Genomic DNA, 21,992 nt, shown 5'->3' on the forward strand with positions numbered 1-21,992 from the left:
GGTATGAAAAATTTATTGTCCCTTTCTATTTTGATGTTGCTCGCAGCGTGTGGCAGAAATCATTTTTTATCTGGCCATAAGCAATTAAGTTTTGGCCCTGATGTTTTATTAGAAGAAGAACCTCAAAAAATAAAAATTCATGATTGGTATTCATCCAGCAAAAAACTAAAAAATTCACTTCTAGTTATTAAATACAGTGGAAGAGATGAGGTCACTTTGAATGAGTTCAGCGAATCCATTGAATTTAAAATAAAATCAACACGAAAGAATCATGAGTTTGAGATGATTCCCCAATTTCTTCCGGGTGCATCTCATTATGGAATCTACTATTGCCAAAGTAAGAAGTGTTCGATCAAATTTAAATTTTATGTCAAAAGTGCTCCCCCAAAACTTGTGTCACACGATTGGCCAGAAGGTGAATGGCCGATTATTGCTCAAAATCGAATTTTTTTTAGTTTTAGATTTGCTCAGCCTATATATGTGCCCCACAGTGAATCACTAAAAATTTATTCGAAAGAAGGAAATGAAATTTATATTGAAAAATTTTTTGTGCAAAAAAATGAAATACACGTGCAAATAAAAGCTAATCAGCTCAGCTATGGGGGGAATTATTATTTTTTATTAGATCAAATTTATACCGTCGATAAAAGAAAAAGCACTATAGAAAAAAAATTTAAGGTAGGACTGAGTGCTTTACCTTTTGTATCACTATCGCAGCCAAATTTTTTGCTTATGCAAAATGGGGCTGAGTTTTCATGGTTTTTGAACAACGATCATCGCTTAGAAATTTTCATTAAAAAAAATGGCAGAGCGATAGATTGTTCAGATGAAAATTGTTCAATAGAAAGAAATACAGTGGCTAGCAAAATAGATGGCAAGAGAGGCTATCTTAGTACAGTTTTTATAAGTGGGCTGAAGCCAAAGAGCGAATACAGTGTCAGCATTCTTGTGCGCGATCTTCAAAATCATAAGCTTGAATATGAGAAAGATTTTGAAACCACGTCTAAATCTTACATTACTTTATCTGAGATATTGGTAAATCCTCACTCCGATCAAAGGAGTAATCAATACGAATTTTTAGAGTATGTAAATTTTTCATCTCATGATGAAATCATTTCAGATATGCATCTGATTGTTGAAGACTCATTGAGTAAAAAATATCGTGACTGCCTGTTGATTCCAAAAAACAACACACTTATATGGCCAGCGCACAGCTATTTATTGGTAGTGGGTCATGATTTTGATGAGCAAAAAATAGCAGTTCCTCATAGCACAAAAATCATACGTCTGAAACAAAAGTCACTGTGTGGTGGCCTTAGTAATAGCAGAGCAAAAAACATTAAGCTTGTGCTTAAAAATAAAGTAATTCTCGATCGTTATGGGGCTCATCTTTGGCCCGGAGATAAAGGTAGTAGCATTCAAAAACTAGATGTTAATGCTTGTGATGAGGTGTCAAACTACCGTTATTCTGCAAAAGGACATGGTCCATCGCCTGGTTACTAAAAATTAGCAGAGCTAAACTTTAAATAAATGCGCGGCATTGTTCTTTCCTTTTTTTTATGTATTATTTTTTAATGAAAATATCTGGTGTTTAAATGTTACAAAAATTAATTTTAGCGTTCAGTCTGCTTTTTTCTTTTTCTATTATGAGCACAAAGAAAATTAGTTTAGCTTGTGTTGCCTATAAATGCTCATCAGGAAAAAGCATGGAAAGTTTTAAAAACCGCGCTTTTATAGAAATTCCTGGCACTGATAACAACTTTCCCTGTCAAAAGAAAGCTATAGCCTGTGCTGTGTTGGCCAATGAACTAAGAGAAAAGCCTACTATTGAGGCTAAAGATTTGGCAGCCAAGATTGCTCTTGTTCAACCACCAAACAATTCTTCTTACGTTACGCCGAAAATTTTTAGGAACAATGTGCTGAAATTTTGTGGGCAAAAGCTCTCGAATTCTGAAGCGAATAAATTTTTGAAAGATATAAATGAAGAAGTCCATAATAAAACTTATAAAATATGGCAAAAGCAAGTTGAAAAATATTGTGGCGTTGATGAAGTGTATGATTCTAAATCTCAGGTACAAACATTTTTTGCCACAGCTCATGAACTCAAGCTTCCCATTTTTTTAGCTATTTATCTTGGTAGTCCCACGCTTGATGAAGTGATGCAGCATCGCTTTCAATATATTTACCAATATAAATTTGATGAAGAAGCTAAAAGCTACTTAATGCCCGCTAATTTTAATGAAGTTGATGTTGCCTGCGGCGAAAAACCACAAAGTTTAAGTCAAGGACTTTATCTCCACAGCGCTCTACCCAGTTGTTTTTACTTAAATTTGAGTACCAAAAATTTTTTAAAGAATTTTCCCGATAAAAAAAGCTGCGGAGCGAATCCTGTTGCACGGCTTTCTTTACCTATGCTTAATCTGGCAGCTTTTATGAAATATGGCATCGATTTGATGGAGCAAGATCCCAAAATAGCCCATGAACCAGGTTTAGATTTTGGTAAATTTATATACCCTCTATCGCTTTATCACTTTAGCTTTTGCCCAAGTTTTCCAAAAAGTGAAGAAGAGAGTTTTTTGGATAGAAAACTTCATCATCATGACAATTATATTGAGCTTGCCTCAGCAGAATATCGGACTCGTTTTGAAAGTACAGATTTTCATGCTCTAGAAATCTATCCGGTTTTTCCAAATCCCATGTATCCCACCTGTGCACCCATGCCTGGTTATGAATTTTATATTGTGAAAAATCATAAAAAATACCTGTTAAGGCTCGTGGCAGGCAAAGAAACTATCTATGCTCACGAGAGTCTATGGCCAGAGAAATTTGATCAAGAATCCAAAAGACATTTTGATGGTCCCTTCACGATATGGAAATGGAATAGTGAGTTGAGTGGATTTTTTGTCTATTCTTTGGATGGGAAAAAACAAATTTTTGAAGACAATTTAAATAATGAAGAAATTGTAAGAGCATTCAATCTCATTAAGAAAAATATTAAAGCCCATTTGGAGAAAAACTTTTGCTATAAAACTAAGTTTTTAATCGCCGGGGCCAATATCGATCTATCATCATTTGATAATGGTATTTTGAAAGAAGAGAACGCCGTAAAATTTTACGAAAATGCCAAAGCCATAAAAGTCAATCGTGACGTGTTGTTAAAGAAAGAATAATTTAATTTATGAATCGTAAATAGTTATGGAAAATTCGCACATAGAAAAACATCTTTATTGTTCGATTAAGTTTAACGATGAACTTAAAGAGATTTGTAATTCTTTATTTAGCAATACTGAAATTAAATACTTTTCTTATAATCGTTATTATCGGAATCAAAAATGGATTGGTTTTTATACGGATCCTGCTCCTGTTAGAATTGCGCTGCAAAACAATTTGGGTCCAGTTTTTGTAAATAAAACAGGTATAGTTTTAGAGCCCGGTATCTATTTTCATAACGATGTAAAAGAGCTGCTTGGCCAAGGAGAACAACAAGAAAGCGTTGATAAATTTTTTGCCCAAGAACATAACCCCAGGGGTTTTAAAATTGTTAACCGTGGCTTGTTAATTTTAAAAAATGGCTCCGATTATGATGAGTCGTTTTATTTTTCTTTACTCGATAATGAAGTGCCATTACCACGGCTTTATTATCATCAAAATATTAATCAAATAAAAAATTTCTGTTTTTATTTTCTGGCCAAAGGAAAAAAGTTTGTGAGTGAAGCCCAAAAATATCAAACTGGGTATGACCTGCCACTGAGTAAATCTCCAAATATGCTTTTAGAAAAAAATGACAAGCTTATGCGTGAGCCATTTTCATGTTTGGTGAAAAAATTCTGCATTTCCACTCCTCACGGTGACCAATATTTATCATTGCAAGAACTTAAAGTTTTGCGTTTGCTTTCTTTTGCTTGTACCCAAAATGAAATAGCCCAGGAGCTGAGTCTTAGGCCAAAAACTATAGAGTCTTATTTGGAAAATGTAAAAAATAAATTAGGCGCTTTGAGCAAAAAAGAACTGAGTTCTTATTATCAGCAAATTGCCTTTTTGGTCGATGACGGGCTTGCTTTGCCTTGAAAACCTGGGACCAATCTCAGAAATTAACTAAGCCTAATTTCTTCCTAGTCCTCGCTTTGCTGCGGGCGTTCAGAAATTAAAGGCTTGGTTAATCCATGAGATTAGTATTAGTGCGCTAAAGCAAATGACAAGCAAGATCTCTAGGCTTATAGAGTGGTCGTAGGCATCCATCTTTATTTTCCAAAATTAGATCTTGAATTTCTTCTTCATCACATTCAGATTCTGACTGCTCTTCTTCATCGCTGGACGAACTATAATCTAAATCCCCTAAATCTAGCTTTCCAAATTTTCTTCTCAAAAAATCATCAAAACTTTCCCGAGCCTGGAGTCCTAAAAGAATATTTTCGTCTCCTAATTCTACCCGGCGTTTTACATCGAGAAGAAATAAAATATCATCCACATTTTCAATTAAAATCCTGATATTTATTCTTTCATCAAACTTAATAAACTTCTCTAGGTGTTTGTCTAATTCTTTTTTAGAAAAATTTTTTCTTAGCTCAGAAAATTGTTCTGAATCATATTTTTTATAGATATGTTTGCTTAAAATATCTAACTTTCTATGAAAATTCATGGGAGGAAATTCTATCTCGGTAAAGCGAGAAATAAGGGCAGGGTCTCTTAAAAGTTTTTGATTATTGGTGGTAAAGATACAATTCAAAAAGCCAGGCACCTGCAAACCTAAAGAAGGAAAGTTGAGCTTTTTAAATTGATCGAACTGCTCTTTTAGATCGCTTATTTGGTAATTGCGATCTTCATCGAGTTCATCAATAAAAACAATTTGGTTTAAATGACAAACAGCTTGCATACATCGTGCATCAAGTTGAAGGATTTTCTTTTCAAGACCAGATAAATCTTCGCCATCAACTAAATCCAATATTTCAGTAGAAAAATTATCCTGCCCGCGCTGAAGCTCTTCAAGGCTCATGCAAATTGGCTTAAAACCTAAAAGCTCAGGTAATTTTTTGCCCACAAAAGTTTTTCCTGTACCCGTGGGGCCAGAAAATAACAAATGCGAACTGCATCCTCCGCTTGAATGGGCAAAGGTCTTATTGTGTGCGTTGTAAGAGAGTTTTCGTATGTAATCGAGCAAGGAAAGTTTTTGTTTTTCGGGTAAGAATTCCATGAGCTCTAGAATTTTGTCACTATTTTCTTGCAGCGATTTTTCTACGTCATGGGTTTTGGTAGGAATGGCTGCTAATAGATTTATAACCCGAACATAGGGCTGCAAGATGGAGTCGTCGGTTACGATATTTTTTTCTTGATTACCAATAGAGCCAATAATATTTATTTCCGATAGTCTTACCACTACCAAATCTAGAAAATTAAAAATCCGATTGATTTCATCTTTACTAAAAAAATCAGCTCCATGCTTGCGCTCATAGTTCTCAATATTTTCTAAAAACGCATAAAGACCCTTCAAAATATTTTTGCTGTTGAGCCCAATTTTTTTGCATTTTTTTAAGCCATCTGGGCACTCAGTTTGTGGCTTCCATCTTTCAAATCTCTGTTCAAGTTCCTCTTCTAGGCTGCTGAGCAAATTAATGGACTCGGAACCAAAACGCTCCTCGTTCATTTCTGCTTCGGGGCTGTCATAAAAACCACCATGAAATAAAACTTTTTCCGCGCGTTCACCAGCAAAATAATTAACAGTACCCCCTGCAAGGGTTTTAGCCATCTGCCAAAAAGAGTTGTCTTTTGATGCAGTCTTATAGGCAGCGCTTAGATTAAATTCTTTTAAATCTTCCCAGACTTTTGTACTGGTCTCGTAAGTTTTCTGGAGTAGACCTTTTTTAGGAGGCTCTCCGTGGCCATGAAGAATTGGGTGCAAAATTTTTTCTAGTTTTAATAACAAGTGAGCTTTGCGTTTTGAAAAATAGCTTTCCTCTATAATGAGGTTATGGTTTAAAGAAAAAGAAAAATTAGCCAAAGATAAAAGCAGTAATACTATTTTTATATTATTCATAAAAACTCCATAAAAGCCGGCAACAATAAATGCTACCGACCATAAATTAGTGGTGAAGAATTAGAGGATATTAGACCAATTTTTATCTTTTATTCTGCTTAAAAAATATTCCATTCCGTGGTTTGAAATAATTTTTAAATGCCCAGAACCTTTATTTAATTTTATGTATCGTCCGGACGAGGTTAACAGGCTGGCGGCGTGTTCGGTTTTAATAAGAAAGTGGTACTGATCGCTGTTCTTATCTTTTTTAATTTTATAACCATTAAAAGTCATTGCTACCGTGTGTTTATATTTATCCTTCTTGCTTGCTTTTAGTTGAGAAGCATACATACCTCCCTGAGAGTGGCCCACGATCGAGATTATGTGCTGATGTTTTTTCTTCCATCCTTCAACAATTTTTTGCATGGATTTTCTAATTCTAGGAGGAACATCATACTCAGCCACGAGTCCCCTCCCAGGAAACCCCACCAAATTGCCCAACCAATTTCTCGCCGAGTTGGAACCTTCTATCGCAATGTGTTTACCGCCAAGGCGATCTTCAACTAAAATAAAATGGTTTGAGCCATACAATACAGAACTGTGGTCTTTGAAATCTAAAACCTTGGCTTGGTTTGATCCCAAAAGCTGGTTTAGTCGTTCTTGGGCACCATTTTTGGTGCCCTCATATGATGCTTCGGCAATGGCCACATAAAAATACGGCTCGATGTGCTTGAAATCATCACCGGCAGGACCAGCTATAATTTTAAAGGGAACTATCAAAAACAAGAGCGATAGTATTATTTTTTTCATTTATTTCTCCAAGAAATATTAGTTTCTTGGAGAAGTAGCTTTTGTTGGCCTGATAAATTTACCTGGTTTTTTCCGGGAGTTTTAGTTTTATGTGATTTTTTGTATCGAAATATCAAAGTTTACATCAAAACACTCTCTGCCATTTTGTGAATTTTTTGCTGTTAATGGTCTTACCACTGCTGGCCATTCACTTTTTGGTAAAGCTCGCAGTATGCGATCATTTTCATTATACTGATTGCCTTCAAAGTACATTTGTGTGATTAAATCCTGATAGCCTCTTTTATAAATTTTAAAATGAATATGAGGAGGCCGCATCCAGCCAGGACCAGCTACATAAGCTCCAGGGATAATGGTTTTAAAATTGTAATCTCCGCGATTATCACTTACAGCTATGCCCCAATACTGAAAATTTTCATCCAACTTATTTTTATTATCGATATCGCCTGGATGGTTGTAGCGTCCACTGGCGCAGGCTTGCCAGATTTCTACCACAGCATTTTCTACACTTTGGCAGTATTGATCCATAATTTTTCCCTGCAAAAAAATTATTTGTCCATCAGCGAGCTTATTTCTTCCTAAAACTTTGGTTAAATCGGTATCGGTATCTTGTTGTTGAGAAACTGGATAAAAAGGTCCCTCGGGTTGCTTTGGCGTAGATGCGCACATAGTTGCTAATCCTTTGGCCCATAATCCCGCAGAAGATATGCTTGCAAGTCCAATGCCTCCCCACTTTAAAATTTCTCTTCGGGCCACTTGATCTGTCTTTTTCATTTTATCCCCCAAAAAACTTAGATGTAATAACAAAAATTATTATGTTGATGAGAAGAAAAAATTAGCATGAAAAAGTTCCATTTAACTATTTCTTTGCGACACTCATAGCCATAGGGAATTTTTATATGTTGTTTGCCAGGAGCTATTTTTGTGAACAAGTCGAACTACTGTTTTATTGTTAAAGGTAAAAACTGCTGCCAGTATTAACACAAGTTCTGCTTTGATAGCCACTCGCTTGCCCGATGTATCCACGGAATAATGCTTGCGCGATCTCTTTGCCACCAGACACCAAATTTTTGATCGGGAAAGTGGGTGCCTGTAATTTCTATAAGTGCTCCTTCCTCGATCTCTTTTTTTACCATATAATAAGGCATTACGGCCCAGCCATATCCCAGAACGCATGCTTGGCGAAGGTTGGAAATATCGCCAAAAGTGCCGAAATATTGAGTTGTATTCACATCTAGATCCAATACGGCTCCTTCTGCACGCATGAATTTAAGATGATTTTTATCGTCCAGATCATCAAAATGTTTGATTGAATATTTTTTAGTAAAATTTGGCGATGCCACTATAGCGAATCTTTCACGCACAAGTCGCTTGAAAGCTACGCCTGGGCTTTGTGGGCGACCGCAATCAAAACCAAAATCTGCTTTGCCGCTTAGAATATAATTTTCGATACCGCTATCGGATGTGACAATGGATACTGAAATATCTTGCTCACCGATCAGCATTTTAATCTTAGGTAAAAGTATGCGGCTAGCAAATTCTCTGGTTGTAGCAATGCGGATATTTTTTTGTTGGCCAAGGCTGAGCTGTTGAGAAAAGATTGCTTCTTTACTCCAGGCGTTGATAGATTTTCCTTTTTCAGTGAGTATCCAGCGCCCCTGATGTTTTTTCAAAACATCAAACTTATGTGATATAGCCTTAAGATTTCTTGAAACCACCGATACATCTTTGTGTAGAGCTTTTGCTAACTCTACCAGGCTCGAATTTTCTTCGAATCTCAACAACAGTTCACATTCCTGTGACGTCAGTAAAAATCTCATAAATTCCTCAAAAAAAGCATTGCAAGTATTGCAAACTTCTCTGGCAATATTTGCTGTGGCCATCTTAATCGTCATGAGTTCATAATCATATAAAGAATAAGGGGGTACTATGAAGGAAATTTTATTAAGCATTATAATTTTTGCATCTTTTGCAAGAAATGCTGAAAGCTTAATTGTGCACGAGTGGGGGACATTCACATCATTTATGGGTTCTGATGGAGTCCGTCTAAGCGGTATGCATCACGAGGAAGAAAAATTGCCAACTTTTGTCTATGGCTTTCACAATCCACAAGCAGGCCCATTGCTGCAAACGAGTTTAAGATACTGTGGCAAGGTGCCATGTGAGTTTTTAGAAAGCATTAGCCACAGTCTGTCAGCTTCAGATGTTATGCCAAAAAATCCCATTGGCGTAGGAGTTACTCAAAAAATGGAAACTCCGGTCATCTATTTCTATGGCAAGGAGGGGCAACACGTCAAAGTGGATATTGATTTTCCTCAAGGAATTATCAGTCAGTATTATCCCAAAGCGCATACTTATTCACCCAGCTACGATTCGGCAACTACTCTTGGGCCATCTAGATTTTCTTTTAATGTAAAATTGCTTGCGAAAAATTTAGTGGAAGATCTAGCACGAACTAGCGCCAATAGTATTTGGAACCCAAGCCGAAAGGTAAAATCAAATACAATTGAATCAGAAGGTGAGAAAGAAAAATTTATTTTCTACCGAGGGGTTGGCGATTTTGATGCCAAGATTGTGGTGAAAAACAGACGCGGAGCTCTTTATATTAAAAATAATACTCAATCGTTGATCAAAAGTGCGTTCATCTTAAACTTTGATGGACAAAGTGGAGTCATTAAAGCCATAGGAGCAATTGGGGATGAAGAAAAAATAGTGAGCATAGCGGATAGCTCAACACGTCTTTTATTCGCAGCTTATGTTCAGCAAGCAAAAAGCATGATTGAGGCCGCGTTGATTAAAGATGGTTTATTTTCTGATGAAGCAAGGGCTTTGGTTAATACATGGGAGCGCAGCTACTTTGCTACTCCTGGTATTCGGGTTTTATATGTGCTGCCACGTTCACAAAGCGATGAAATAATTCCTCTTTGTATCACTCCCACACCGAGCAGTGTGGTGCGAAGTATGGTGGGGCGTATCGAAGTAATGACCACTGATGAAGAAGAAGATGGACTCAAACTTATTGCGAGCTTGGACAGTTTTAATCCTAAAAAGATGTTTGGCCATTTTTATGAACCAAAGCTTCGTCGGCTTTTGGCTTTGGCCCAACAAAGAAATGAAGCGTCAAGCGTTAAAAAAATCAAGAATCTTTTACCCTAAAGAGCTTGGGATAAAAGTTTTTTTTAGCTGTTAAGCCAGGCATTGTCTAAGATTGATTACAAATTAATCTTTTTAGAGCGAAGCCAGGCTTTTTTTATTCAAGGGATTTCTTTGATACCAATTTTGAGTGATTTTTGATTTAACTAAAAAATTAATCGCAGAGCTCTCCTTCTTGATGAATTATTTTTTTATTTTGATAACTCAACGCCAAGGAGCAATGTATGAGCATTATAGTTTTTCAAGTGGATTCTTTTAGTTCAGTACCGTTTAAGGGAAATCCTGCAGGAGTATGCGTTTTAAATGAACCTGCCAATGAAAAGTGGATGCAGGATATAGCGATGGAAATGAATCTATCGGAAACGGCTTTTTTATGGCCACAAGGCAATAAATACGGTCTGCGATGGTTTACCCCAAGTGTTGAGGTTAACCTATGTGGTCATGCCACATTGGCCGCAGCACACATTTTATGGGAGCAAAAATACTTGTCAGAAAATGAAACGGCTAAATTTATCACCAAGAGTGGTTTGCTAAGTGCCAGCAAGAGAGGTGAAAAAATATATTTGGACTTTCCATCACAACCACCGACACAATGTCTTCCTCCTCTACTTCTTACAGAAGCTTTTGATGAGAAAATAGTTTTTTGTGGAAATAATCATCAAAATGATTTTTTGCTTGAATTCGAATCAGAAGCCTTAGTAAGAAATTTTAAGCCTAAATTCGATGTGCTAAAAAAACTAGCGATTAGAGGCTTAATTGTAACTGCTCAATCTTTTAATAAAGATTATGACTTTGTATCTCGTTTTTTTGCTTGTGGGGTTGGAGTTGATGAGGATCCTGTTACTGGTTCTACTCACTGCGCTCTCGCTCCTTATTGGAGTAAAAAATTAGCTTCAAATAATTTAGTTGCTTTTCAAGCATCAAAGAGAGGGGGGGTTGTAGGCTGTGAGCTTAAAGGAGACAGAGTTATTCTTAGTGGTGCTGCGTTAACTATTTTTCGGATTGAAATGCTCTCTTAAAAACAAAATTTCAATAGTTTTGATGTACTATCAGTGCACCCCAAAGTATGAGCTAAAGGGGCTGGATGAAGCCGAAGATTGTTGTTATTTAAAGAATGAAAGTGCTTTTTGCTAAAGGCAAGGCAGAAAATATTGATGAGGTTTAAGCAATGGCAGGTCATAATAAATGGTCAAAAATTAAACATAAAAAAGGTGCTGCAGATGCTAAGCGTTCTAAGGTTTGGACGAAAATTATTCGTGAAATAACTGTGGCATCACGATTGGGTGGCGAAGATCCCAGTTCAAACCCGCGTTTAAGAAAGGCTATGGATGATGCGCGCTACGCTAATATGCCTAAAGACAATATTATGCGGGCAATTTCTAAAGGCGTTGGCGGTGAGGGCGGCAATCTGGAAGAGCTGGTTTATGAAGGTTACGGACCAGCAGGGGTCGCCTTAGTTGTTGAATGCATGACGGATAACCGAAATAGAACTTTGAGCGATGTGCGAACAGTTATTCAGAAAAAAGGTGGAAATCTTGGAGCAACAGGATCGGTGTTGTTTAGCTTTCATAAAAAAGGACAACTTTTATTTAATAAAACCACCGCTGCTGGCCAAGAGTTAAGCGAGGATCAACTCTTGGAAATTGGACTTGAGTATGGGGTTGAAGAAATCAGCGAAGATGATGATAGTTTTACGCTTATCTGTGAGCCAGAAAAATATTTGGTCCTCAAAGATGCTTTTGAAAAAGCTCAGATAATTCCTGATGCCAGTGAGCTCACCATGATTCCTGATAATGTTGTGCATGTGTCAGGGGAAAACGCAAAAAAATTATTGTCGATGGTAGATGGTCTTGAAGATCTTGACGATGTGCAAAATGTTTATACCAACATGGATATCGACGAAAAAGAATTAGAAGAGCTTATGGGCTCGTAGCACTGATGGAAAAAATTCTACTGGGCATTGATCCAGGATCTTTGAGAACTGGTTTTGGCATAGTGTCGCACTCTTCAAATAGCAAAGTAGAGCATGTGACGCACGGTACTATTGTGCTTGATGCCAAAAAAAATCTAAGCGAACGTTTATCTGATTTGGCTTGTGATCTCAAAACATTGATAGAAAAATACCAGCCTCACTATGCGGTGGTGGAGGGCGTATTTTTTTGTAAAAATGCGCGTTCTGCTTTGGTTTTAGGGCAGGCGCGAGGAGTTGCTCTGGCTGTTTTGGGTTTAAATGCTATTCCTGTACAAGAGCTGAGCCCCACTCAAGTAAAATCTTTGGTAGCTGGCCGAGGAAGGGCACAAAAATTTCAGGTTGCTCAAATTGTTGCACTTAATCTTGGCATTGCCGTTCCCTGCAGTGAAGATGCCTCCGATGCTCTTGCTTTGGCTTTAGCATGCAGTTATCAGTCAAATATTAGTTTTTAAAACTGTTGTAATGCTTTGGCATTTTTAAGAAGTTTTAGCAAAATACTTACAAATGCCAAATGAAGGTAAAAAATTATTAAAAGCAAGCGCTTGCTTTTAGTCTCTTACTGTTCCTTTTGATTTCTCTAACTAAGCCAAGGTTCGCTTGACCACCCAGGTTTTGAGCGCAGGCGGAGATCCAAATCAACTACAGGCTTAACCGTTTTTGTTAGATCCCCACCTGCGCGGGGATGACAAGTAATCTTGGACAAAAATGCTTTCTTTGGTTAGCGAAAAATTATTTTCAAAACAGGATCCCGAAATATCTACAACTTCTTTTACCACTGATGAAGGCTCTCCAATCACTTTACCTATAGCCATTTCTTGCTAGAGCCCCTAACTCTGAAGGAAAAAAATCGAGCAGAGCGACAAAAGTTGGATATGGTGCCACTTTGTGTTAGCTGAAATAAAATAATTTTTACTACCAAATCAAAATAGTTTCTAGCTTGACTTACTAAGCAAAAAATTACGGCAATAGCGCGATAGAGCAATTAGTTGAAAAATATAATTTTTGTAAGTTATTTTTCGTCGCATATTTTATGTTCTAATATTTTAGAGGTGATGAGTTTATTTGGGTTTAACTATGCGAGTGAAAAATCGAATTTATTTTATTGTAATATCAATCATTTTTTTATTGGGCTGTACCTGGATCGGGGCCCAGCAGATGTGGAATGCAAATCTAAAGCCCATGGGCTGGGAAAATATAAAGCATGTTGTTTATATAATTTTTGAAAATGGCAATCCTAAAAAAGCTATCGAACAGCCTTATTTTAGTGAGCTTACTCAAAGAGGAGCCTACTTATCCCAATTCTATGGTGTAACTCATCCATCACAGCCTAACTACATTGCCATGACAGCTGGAAGTGATTTTAGAATTTATACCGATTTTAATGTCACTATCAGAACGCGGCATATAGGAAATCTATTGGAAGAAGCAGGTAAAACCTGGAAAGTTTACGCCGAGGACTATCCTGGTGATTGTTTTTTGCAAGCACGCAAAGATTTATATGTACGAAAGCATGTCCCGTTCTTGAGTTATAAAAATGTTCAGACTCATAAAGAACGCTGTGATAACATAGTTTCGAGCGAACAATTTAAATCTGACATAGCAAATGGACAACTGCCTACCTATGCCATGTATGTCCCAAATCTGGATAATGACGGGCACGATACAGATCTGGCTCATGCGAGCAATTGGTTGGAGGAAACTCTTGGAGATGTCCTGAGTGATGAAAAAATTTTATCTGATACACTTTTTGTTATTACTTTTGACGAGGACGATTATTTTCACTTCAATAAAATCTATACGGTATTGTTGGGCGCGGGGGTTAAACCTGCTTCAACATCGAACCGTTATTATAACCACTACAGCATGCTGAGAACCATAGAAGAGATCCTTGGACTACCTACTTTGGGAAGATCCGATCAATGGGCTAAAATTATCTCTGATATTTGGAATTAAAAAATTTTAATGACTGAGTTTTTTGATTGAGGGGTGATTGAGAACACTCTTTGTTTTAGTTTTTATTATTAATACTTAAGTGGAGATAAAATATTGTATGGTATTGGTGTGGTTTTTTGCTTGATACGTATTGATTTATCAAGCGATATAAAGGGGAGATAGCGTTGTTTAATGGTGCACAAATTCACCTAATGGTTAACCATATACCGGTGGTTGGTTTTTTAATACTGACGCTTTGTTTGCTGCTTACTATTTTTACTCATAGTGGAGCAATCAAGCGATTTATTTTGGGGCTGAGTGTAGTGATTGGTTTAAGCGCACTTGTGCCCTATTGGTCGGGAGACTCTGCAGAAGAGGTGGTAGAAAAATTTATAAAAATGGATGAGCAGGTGGTGGATAGGCACGAGGAACTTGCAGAGATTAGTACAGTTCTATCAGTAATAACAGCGCTGTTCGCGGCTTGTGTTTTGATTTTAGAGCGCCGTTATGATTGGGGGATTAAATTAGGCTATCCTTTGGTTTTCTTAATAGCTGTTATCACCACTACCTTTCTTGGTTTCACTGCCCATGAGGGTGGGCTGATTCATCACCCAGAAATTAATTCGGCACAGCAACAAAAAAATTATGAAAGATTGAAGAGTGCAGACTCAGATGATTAGGGCTTAGCTCTATGGGTGACTCTCATTATGGATAAGTGGTCTAAGGTATTTTTTAAGTTAATTTTTTGAGTTCTTTGAATTATGAGCGGGTATTTAATTGGTATGTAAAATCCCGCTCGGCTTTTTAAACAAGAAGTTTAATCAACCAGCTCCAGTCCTCTAATGCTGCCAAAATCTCCTGAATAAATTATTTCAGCAGGTCCTGAACTAAGTGCATTAACGCTCCATATTACATCTGGTCCTGGTGTGCCAGGAATATTAAATTCTGCGAGATAGAGCTTCTGAGTTGTTTTATCAATTTCTATTGAACGCAGTTTTCCTCCCAAATGAGTTGCATGTACTACTTTTGGCCCAGCTCCCGATAGCGGAGCACGCCATATCTGATCAAGATCAACCCAAAATATAAGTCCAAGCTCAGGATAAATTTCAACATCGCGTATTTCTGGTGCGTCATATAATTCCGTGAGCATTGTTCCATCCGCTTTTCCTCTAAAAACCTTTCCTTGGTCAGGCCCGCCAAAATAAATATTATCTGAGCTTTCATCGTAGACCACGGTAACGGGTTTTTGACCATTAAATATTAAATTCTGTGGCCCCATGCCATTATTTGGCATTACATAGATACCATCATTGACAGCTGACAGAAAAATTCGGCTATTGCTCGTGTCAATAAATGGAACATGGCTGAAGGCTAAATCTGAGTATAAAGCATGTTTTTCAATGCAGCCATCGAGCGAGCCCTCAAGCAGTACTTGGTTATAATTGTCGGGCCAATAGATTTTTTTTCGTTGAGAATCATAGCCGATACCTATGTAGTAGTTGGGGTCTATTGAAAAATCATGATAGAGCACCCGGGGTTTACTTTTATTTGTGCTGCCAATCCAAACCTGACTGAGTTCAGTGCCCACAAAAATTAATTTTTTATTCGGAGTAAGCGCAAAGCTTAGCGAACTACATAACATCAATAAAAAAGTTAAAAATATTTTTGAATGAAACATGTTAACCTCAATAATAGAATACTGCTTAAGTATAGTTTAAAAGTATTTTAAGTATTATTTTTATGTTTGATAAATATTTATCTTTTTGTTTTTGTGGTTGTGCATGTAAAATGTATTTTAATTATGGTTGGTTTATTATTTATTTCTGGTGTGGATGTTTTTGAGATTTTATTTGAGGAAATAATGAAAAATTTATTGTTCTTGTTAGTATTTTTATTATTTATTGTGAGCCTATCTTGTAAGAGACGCAGCTCTGACTCAAAAAATGAAGTCCAGAACGTGAGCCATTTTGACAGCAAAGACGACAAACTTAAAGATTCACAAAAAAATGTTGAAGATCGTCTAGCTGAAGAAGTTATTAAAAAAGCACTATATGTGGATAATTGTTCAGGGCCTGATTCTAATAGTCAAGGTGCGTCAAGTAATCGCGATACAGGTAACCCAGATGATGACGATAGGCCGGTTAACTGTCATATAGTTAATGATGGCAATTGTTTTAAGGATCCCAATACTGTTACAAGTTCAAGCTCAGGAAAATGTGCTGTACGAGCTTTTACCACCAGTGGAATGATCACCGCAGATTTTCCTCGTTCAATACCTTTGGCTACTGACGGAAAATGCAGTATCGGTGTTACAGAGTCAGGAACCTTTAGAAGTTTTGAGTTTGCAGATTGCTATTGCGATTACATGGCTTATCAGGCTGGGCTTTTGCAGGGGTGTAATCGCTTCGTTGCTTGGTTGTCTGGAGAGCCAGATCCTTCTAAAAATCCCAATACCACACCTGCAGATTTAGTTGACATTCCCCAGGCAATATCTACGGGCAGAGTAGATGACTTAGGTACATCATATTATCGCATGGATGGAGTTATCATAGCGAATGATCATGCAGATCTTATTGATGGCAATATTGAAAATCCTATTCAGGTAAATGAGTTTGGAGCACTGTTAGCGAGTAATGTAAATTTGGGTTTACGTCGAGTTTGGACAGGAACTCACACCGATGGCATGTCGTATATCGAGTATGGCAGGACTAGAGCTTGTGCCAATTGGACCAATCAAACACCCTCAGCACCATTTGCCAACGAAGCTTACTATGGTGATTATGCTCAGACAGGTAAAGGGTGGACTAATGAGGATGCTAACGGATGCTTTAACGATTTCCACCTTTACTGTTTTGAGCGTTTTGAAGCTTCTCCTTATTTAGATACAATACAACCTCAAAATTTATGCACAATTAATCCAAGTGCAAACTAGTTTTTAGCGTGTCTGTTTTATTGCTTTTATGATGGATGAATAAGGTAGTAAATTTTTGGAATAATGGGGGAAGATTTATGTTGTTGAAAAAAATGTATTTTGTTCTTACATTTTGGTTCTTACTATTTTGTATTGAAGGTCAGACCGAGGAAAAGGCAAAACAAAATGCGAGCCGGGAAATAATTTTACATGAACTACAAGTGGAAAATGAGGGATTTCTTCGGATTGAATATACCAATAATTTTTATAGATGTGCACGGCTCGTTGATTCACTCGGTACTACTATTTTGGAAGAGGACTTCTTTTGTAGTTTTGGAGAGAATATCTCCATAAAAGTTCCTATGAATAAAGTAAGGATCGAAGATTCATCACTAAAACTCTGTGTTGGAAATTATTGGTGGTCTACTTGTAGCGAAATTCAGAAAGTGCATGTTCCACCTCATCCCATAACATTTAGGCTGCAATGCGATCTAATGGAAAGTCTTGCCTTAGAAACGAATGAACCCTTCGATTGCAGTGCTCCATCACAAGCGATTTTAGAAGAAGCAAAGGAGCGATTATCAGGGTATATCGATGATTTAAATATTATTTTTGGCAAAAATACTCTTAGAAATTTTGTGATGCATGATACAGAAGCTATTTTGCTTTATCCTGATTTATCGGCGATTGGTTTTCCTTATTACGATAAACAGCCCTATGGTGATCGTTTTTATATTCAAGCAAGGCTTACGGATAATCCTCAATATGGAACTTACGGCGGCAATGCTTTTCAAAACATAGCGTGGAATCTGAAATGGGATAAAATTCATAATCCCAAACAAAGCAGATATCAAGAACAGCTACTTAATCAATATTGGCGTCAAATTAATCATATTACTCATGAATTTGAACATGTTTTTGGAGCAGGAAGCGGAGAATATTATAACCTGGCTACTGCTCGTGATACGACAGGCATATCTCCTCAAGTAGATATTTCTCTTTCTGCGAGCAACCCCTATTGGAGTACCAACACGGATTATTTTTCTGATCCATTACTTACAAATATTTGGAATAACAGCTTGGTAGGAAGACCCTCATTGTATGAGGAGCTTATTGATATCGTACGATTTGCTCATGTCACAGCAAGAATTATTAACTCACCTTCGAGGCTTGGCGCAATTGATCCGATGATTTCGGTGAAAAACGATATACCTGATTTGGAAAATGCAAAAATAATCGTGAAAGATAGTGAGAGTAATGATCTTGTAGAGAACGCTTTAGTAACAATTTTTAATGTAAGAAGTTTTTCTCCTTATGTGACTACTTTGTTGTCCCAATCAACGACTGATATTCTTGGAGAAACCGCTCTAATATTTGGTTGCAAAAATAATTATTTTCCTTGTCTTAATAACTACGAGCATCTCAAACTTATTAAAGTGAGTGCTGCGGGATATCAAAGTGCATCTCGTTGGTACAGTATTTATGATGCACAAAAAGATTATTTGCTTGGTAATAATCAAGATCCAAAAGTTTATATAAATCTCGAAAAAATGGTCAATGCTTCTCATTAGCTATGGCGTTGTAAAAAAATATATATTTTTGCTATCCAAAACATGTGCTCCTTCGATACTTAGTAAATAAAGCAAAAAACGTGCTTTGTTGGAGGAGCGACAATGAAAGTCTTCATGATTATTTTTTTCTTAGCAAGTGCAAATTTTGCAGAACCGGTGCTTGAGTTTTGGCCAAAAGAAAGTTCATGGTGTGAGGCTTATGGGCAAATGACTAACTGCCCAAAAGATACTTTCTTGCAATTTAGTGATGACGGAAGTTGTGCATGTTTAAAGGATGAACAATTTACTCATCCTCGAAAGTGTATGATAGGGCCAATGTTTTGCGATATAAATTTGGGGCAGCGCTATTCTTGGCTTCATCGTTATCAAATAGTAGAGGGTAAAGTTGAGAAAATTATGAGCGGTTGTGCTTGTGCGGTGAATAAATTTCCTATCAATCTTGTTCGTAGTATAAAAATGACCGATTTTTAGTTATCGTTTAATCTTTTTTAAATATTTCGTTTTTGGTAAAAAGTAGGCCAGCCAAATTATTATGAAAATAATTTTTTTGGGTTGCTTGTTCGAGCTACAGAGATATCCTTCATAAGGATGTAATGACTCTACGAGCACAAAATGAATAATCTTTTGAAGCTTTGTTTAATTTCGCTTCTAATTCAAGCAAGCTTGCTGAACGCTCTTCATGATTACATAGAAAAAAACGAACTTTTCAAATTTTGGGATTTGATTATTTCGGTCTCAACAGAAAGCATAAATCAGCAAGATTACGGTTATGGATGTCCTCCACTTCATCATGCTTTAATAATTAATAATTTTGAATTTTTTGTGCTTTTATTGACTCATCCCAAAATTATTCACGATAATGTCGATATCCTCAATCAAACAATTAAAGAGAAAGTTGCAATCTCGCCTTTTGTGAAAAGCGACATAAGTTATGCAGTTAATTTTGTGTTGACAGATAGTGAAAGTGAAAAGAAAAATAATAAAATAATTAAAAGCAAAAATTTATTTCTGTTAGAAGAAAAAAGCTTAATTCTTTGGAATATAGAACATCGTATTTATGATGAAATGAATTTAACAAAAGCATTGATTAATTTTTATGAATTTTCTGTTGAATTACAGCATAAAGAAAACACGTTTTTACGAGAGGATTCAGATGCGATCACAGGTATTGTCGATTTTTTATTTAATGCACATGCATCAAAAAATTTGATTAATGAAATCAGGGAAATTAATTTTAGTAATTATTTATTTTTCTCCGAGATTAAGAAAAAAAATATTAGCAAATGTGAAAAAAAAATTTACCAACTACTTTTCGATTTAAAAAAGATTTTTTCCCGCAATATTGAAAAGCAAAAAACCCTGCAGCGACTATTTTTTTCGCTCCATTCAATAAGTACCCATGCTCTAAGAGGTAATGGAGCTATTGCCGAGGAGCGCATTTTATCTCTCATATTTCTTCGTTTTATAAATGTAATTCTTCAGAAATTTAGTGATGAGCAAGAAGCACAAGCTCGAATTAATTTAATTAAGTGCTTGCAAAGAACCATCAGTGGTGAAAGCGAGAAAGGGGGAGAGCTAGGGCTATTAAATAAATTTTTTGCAGGCACTAATAGTAAAGGCAAAAAAACACAAGCCTTATTAAAAGAGTTGCAAAAAATTTTCTATAGCGCCCTATAAATTGACTAATCCTTTAATTTCCAAAGGCTCGCAGCAAAGCGAGAACGAAACTAAAGGATTAGTCAATTTCTATGATTGCTATGATTATGATTCAACCACTGGAATAACTTGACGGTTGGCGTACTTGCCGCAAGCTCGACAAATACGATGAGGAGCCTTTGGCTCTCCACAGCTTGCGCATGCACTAGGCATAGCTTCAGGGGTCAGGCGCATATTGGCTGCGCGTTGCATTCTTGTGCGGGAAACAGATTTACGTCGCTTAGGAACTGGCATGCTTTTAACTCCAAAAAATAAAGACTAGGTCTTTTTTAACAATTTTATAAAAGGGTTTTTAGGCGGCTCATGGTCTGGTGATGTCACAATCGATAACCCGCAGCCTTCTTTTTTCACAGCAAGTGGCCCACCGCAATAGGGATAGTCTGGGACACTAAAGAAGATCTGCTCGCGCAAAATAAGTCCCAAGTCAATGGACTTTCTTAAAAAATATCCTGTAACAATCTCATTTTCATCATCTTGCAAAGAATCGCTATCAAAGATGAGCTCCAAATTTGATTCTTGAGCATCGACCATTTTTTGCTCAAGAAGCCTCATATGCAAATTGATTTCGATGCTATGTTGGATTTCATTGAGACATCTGGCGCATGAAGAAAACAATTCTAGCCTGCCAGTCATATCGAGCATAAAGGCACTGGTGCCCTCATGTATCAGCTTACACCGCACACGATGATCGTTTTTTGCTTTCCACGTAAAATCATTTCGATTTTTTTCATGTAAAAGCGCGCAGAGAGTCTGGGCTGATATCATTTTTTCAAAAGATAATCCAATCGTTCCTATTTCGTGTGTAGGAACGATCCAGGTTTTAAAATCACTATGAAAATCGATTGAAGATAACATAACGACATAACTTTTATAGCCTAAAAAATGCTTGTCAATGCTCATTATGTCGGATTAACTACATATAAAAATTCTTTATTGCGTAACTTTTTTATTTGACCAACCTTGCGTCCTTTTTGATTGTAAATACCAATCTGAGCACCGACATATCTTTTATAGTCTATTTGTTGAGAACTGACTTTGCCAAATTGTGATAGTAATGTTTCGATTTCGCTTTTAGTGATAAATCCTTCATCGCTAAATGAAAGAACTATTTTTCGTGTGTTTAGGTTGCTTAAAACCTCTAACAGTGAACTGCGAAATTTGGGTTTTGAGTTGAAATCACTTTTATAGGTTTGGCAATCTAATCTTTTTTGTGCCCGCCCGTAGAGTTCAGGGCGATCGTTACGCACCAGAGTTTCCCAAATGTGATAATTGCTGCGATAGCTGTGCTGGTTATAGGGAGGATCAAGATAAGCAATATCGCACTCAATTTTTTGGGCTGCTTCTTTGGCATCGAGGCAGTGAGCTTGGTAACTTGTACCAGACTGAGCTTCTAAGAGAGAGGGCACTCTGAGCGTCAAAGGTAAGTGAGCTCTCGGGGCCCATCCTTTTAAAAATGCCATCTGAATACCGCACGTTGAATCAATGCGATCGGCAGCTTCGATTAGGCTCACGAGCAAGACCGACCTTATTTGCTCATCGATATCAAGGGTGTCGATACCAGCGCGAATTGCATCAATTTTTTCACCATTTTTTGGGTGGAAAAAACGTGCATTTATACAGTAATTATTGGTAAAAAAATCAGCTTTTCCTGGTAAGTTATTGAGGTGTTTAATTATTTTTCCAAAATTGTCAGGCAAGTCACTTTGATTGGTTTGTAAATAACAGCGGGCAATGTGATAGGCAAACAAATTATGATCGTTAGCAGCGACCGAATATCCTTGTTCTTTTAAAGCAAAACCTACTCGAGAGGTGCCAGAAAAGATATCGGCCACTGAACGACTGTCAGGAAAATTTGTCCTTATGGTTTCTATAATCCAGGGGATAAGCTGTCTTTTTGAACCCAAGTACTTAATCATGCTT

Annotated in this window: 22 protein-coding genes; 13 read left to right on the forward strand and 9 right to left on the reverse strand. The window is 36.9% G+C overall.

Annotated elements, in window-relative coordinates; all coding sequences use genetic code 11:
- Positions 1–3: 3 nt before the first annotated feature.
- The 3 genes from H6731_09305 to H6731_09315 all read left to right on the forward strand — a co-directional run bounded on the left by H6731_09305 (position 4) and on the right by H6731_09315 (position 4,068).
- A complete protein-coding gene (locus H6731_09305) occupies positions 4–1,503 on the forward strand; it encodes a hypothetical protein (protein USN50443.1) in 1,500 nt (499 codons plus the stop codon).
- 203 nt (positions 1,504–1,706) lie between these two features.
- The gene (locus tag H6731_09310) at positions 1,707–3,170 is read left to right on the forward strand and encodes a hypothetical protein (GenBank protein ID USN50444.1); all 1,464 of its coding nucleotides are present in this window, start codon (positions 1,707–1,709) and stop codon (positions 3,168–3,170) included.
- 25 nt (positions 3,171–3,195) lie between these two features.
- Positions 3,196–4,068: a helix-turn-helix transcriptional regulator gene (locus H6731_09315; protein ID USN50445.1), complete on the forward strand. Its 873-nt coding sequence runs from the start codon at positions 3,196–3,198 to the stop codon at positions 4,066–4,068.
- Positions 4,069–4,183: 115 nt separating this feature from the next.
- On the opposite strand, the gene H6731_09320 is transcribed toward H6731_09315, so the two are convergent.
- The 4 genes from H6731_09320 to H6731_09335 form a co-directional block, all read right to left on the reverse strand.
- Positions 4,184–6,031 (reverse strand): AAA family ATPase, encoded by a 1,848-nt coding sequence (locus tag H6731_09320; protein USN50446.1) that lies wholly within the window; start codon positions 6,029–6,031, stop codon positions 4,184–4,186.
- A gap of 60 nt (positions 6,032–6,091) precedes the next feature.
- Positions 6,092–6,820: a hypothetical protein gene (locus tag H6731_09325; GenBank protein USN50447.1), complete on the reverse strand. Its 729-nt coding sequence runs from the start codon at positions 6,818–6,820 to the stop codon at positions 6,092–6,094.
- An 87-nt stretch (positions 6,821–6,907) separates the two neighbouring features.
- Positions 6,908–7,591: a protocatechuate 3,4-dioxygenase gene (locus H6731_09330; protein ID USN50448.1), complete on the reverse strand. Its 684-nt coding sequence runs from the start codon at positions 7,589–7,591 to the stop codon at positions 6,908–6,910.
- 203 nt (positions 7,592–7,794) lie between these two features.
- The gene (locus H6731_09335) at positions 7,795–8,637 is read right to left on the reverse strand and encodes a substrate-binding domain-containing protein (GenBank protein ID USN50449.1); all 843 of its coding nucleotides are present in this window, start codon (positions 8,635–8,637) and stop codon (positions 7,795–7,797) included.
- A 109-nt stretch (positions 8,638–8,746) separates the two neighbouring features.
- On the opposite strand from H6731_09335, the gene H6731_09340 reads away from it, so the two are divergent.
- From H6731_09340 to ruvC, 4 genes are all read left to right on the forward strand, one after another.
- Positions 8,747–9,973, forward strand: a complete 1,227-nt coding sequence (locus H6731_09340) for a hypothetical protein (protein ID USN50450.1) — start codon at positions 8,747–8,749, stop codon at positions 9,971–9,973.
- Between the two features lie 221 nt (positions 9,974–10,194).
- Positions 10,195–10,989 (forward strand): PhzF family phenazine biosynthesis protein, encoded by a 795-nt coding sequence (locus H6731_09345; protein USN50451.1) that lies wholly within the window; start codon positions 10,195–10,197, stop codon positions 10,987–10,989.
- A 149-nt stretch (positions 10,990–11,138) separates the two neighbouring features.
- Entirely contained in the window at positions 11,139–11,903 is a 765-nt protein-coding gene (locus tag H6731_09350) for a YebC/PmpR family DNA-binding transcriptional regulator (protein ID USN50452.1), read from the forward strand.
- Positions 11,904–11,908: 5 nt separating this feature from the next.
- Positions 11,909–12,394, forward strand: coding sequence for a crossover junction endodeoxyribonuclease RuvC (gene ruvC, locus H6731_09355; GenBank protein ID USN50453.1), 486 nt, complete (start codon positions 11,909–11,911; stop codon positions 12,392–12,394).
- A 195-nt stretch (positions 12,395–12,589) separates the two neighbouring features.
- On the opposite strand, the gene H6731_09360 is transcribed toward ruvC, so the two are convergent.
- Positions 12,590–12,754 (reverse strand): hypothetical protein, encoded by a 165-nt coding sequence (locus tag H6731_09360; protein USN50454.1) that lies wholly within the window; start codon positions 12,752–12,754, stop codon positions 12,590–12,592.
- 262 nt (positions 12,755–13,016) lie between these two features.
- On the opposite strand from H6731_09360, the gene H6731_09365 reads away from it, so the two are divergent.
- Both H6731_09365 and H6731_09370 read left to right on the forward strand, forming a co-directional pair.
- Positions 13,017–13,895: a hypothetical protein gene (locus H6731_09365; protein USN50455.1), complete on the forward strand. Its 879-nt coding sequence runs from the start codon at positions 13,017–13,019 to the stop codon at positions 13,893–13,895.
- A gap of 164 nt (positions 13,896–14,059) precedes the next feature.
- Positions 14,060–14,554, forward strand: a complete 495-nt coding sequence (locus H6731_09370) for a hypothetical protein (protein USN50456.1) — start codon at positions 14,060–14,062, stop codon at positions 14,552–14,554.
- Between the two features lie 137 nt (positions 14,555–14,691).
- Here H6731_09370 and H6731_09375 read toward each other — a convergent pair whose 3' ends face one another.
- The gene (locus H6731_09375; protein USN50457.1) at positions 14,692–15,552 is read right to left on the reverse strand and encodes a hypothetical protein; all 861 of its coding nucleotides are present in this window, start codon (positions 15,550–15,552) and stop codon (positions 14,692–14,694) included.
- 183 nt (positions 15,553–15,735) lie between these two features.
- Between H6731_09375 and H6731_09380 the strand changes: the two genes are divergently transcribed.
- The 4 genes from H6731_09380 (at position 15,736) to H6731_09395 (ending at position 20,033) form a co-directional block, all read left to right on the forward strand.
- Positions 15,736–16,806 (forward strand): hypothetical protein, encoded by a 1,071-nt coding sequence (locus tag H6731_09380; protein ID USN50458.1) that lies wholly within the window; start codon positions 15,736–15,738, stop codon positions 16,804–16,806.
- 77 nt (positions 16,807–16,883) lie between these two features.
- On the forward strand, positions 16,884–18,356 hold the full coding sequence (locus H6731_09385) for a hypothetical protein (protein ID USN50459.1): 1,473 nt from the start codon (positions 16,884–16,886) through the stop codon (positions 18,354–18,356).
- Positions 18,357–18,458: 102 nt separating this feature from the next.
- Positions 18,459–18,827 carry a hypothetical protein gene (locus tag H6731_09390; protein USN50460.1) on the forward strand — a complete coding sequence of 123 codons (369 nt, stop codon included), beginning with the start codon at positions 18,459–18,461 and terminating at the stop codon, positions 18,825–18,827.
- 141 nt (positions 18,828–18,968) lie between these two features.
- A complete protein-coding gene (locus tag H6731_09395) occupies positions 18,969–20,033 on the forward strand; it encodes a hypothetical protein (GenBank protein USN50461.1) in 1,065 nt (354 codons plus the stop codon).
- 84 nt (positions 20,034–20,117) lie between these two features.
- Here H6731_09395 and rpmF read toward each other — a convergent pair whose 3' ends face one another.
- The 3 genes from rpmF to H6731_09410 are packed head-to-tail and all read right to left on the reverse strand — an operon-like array spanning position 20,118 to position 21,988.
- The gene (gene rpmF, locus H6731_09400; protein USN50462.1) at positions 20,118–20,306 is read right to left on the reverse strand and encodes a 50S ribosomal protein L32; all 189 of its coding nucleotides are present in this window, start codon (positions 20,304–20,306) and stop codon (positions 20,118–20,120) included.
- A gap of 24 nt (positions 20,307–20,330) precedes the next feature.
- Positions 20,331–20,972 carry a DUF177 domain-containing protein gene (locus H6731_09405; GenBank protein ID USN50463.1) on the reverse strand — a complete coding sequence of 214 codons (642 nt, stop codon included), beginning with the start codon at positions 20,970–20,972 and terminating at the stop codon, positions 20,331–20,333.
- On the reverse strand, positions 20,972–21,988 hold the full coding sequence (locus H6731_09410; GenBank protein ID USN50464.1) for a DNA adenine methylase: 1,017 nt from the start codon (positions 21,986–21,988) through the stop codon (positions 20,972–20,974). The genes H6731_09405 and H6731_09410 overlap by 1 nt, the downstream gene beginning before the upstream one ends.
- Positions 21,989–21,992: the final 4 nt, after the last annotated feature.

Source organism: Myxococcales bacterium, assembly GCA_023898405.1.
Taxonomy (GTDB): Bacteria; Myxococcota; UBA727; order UBA727; family JABDBI01.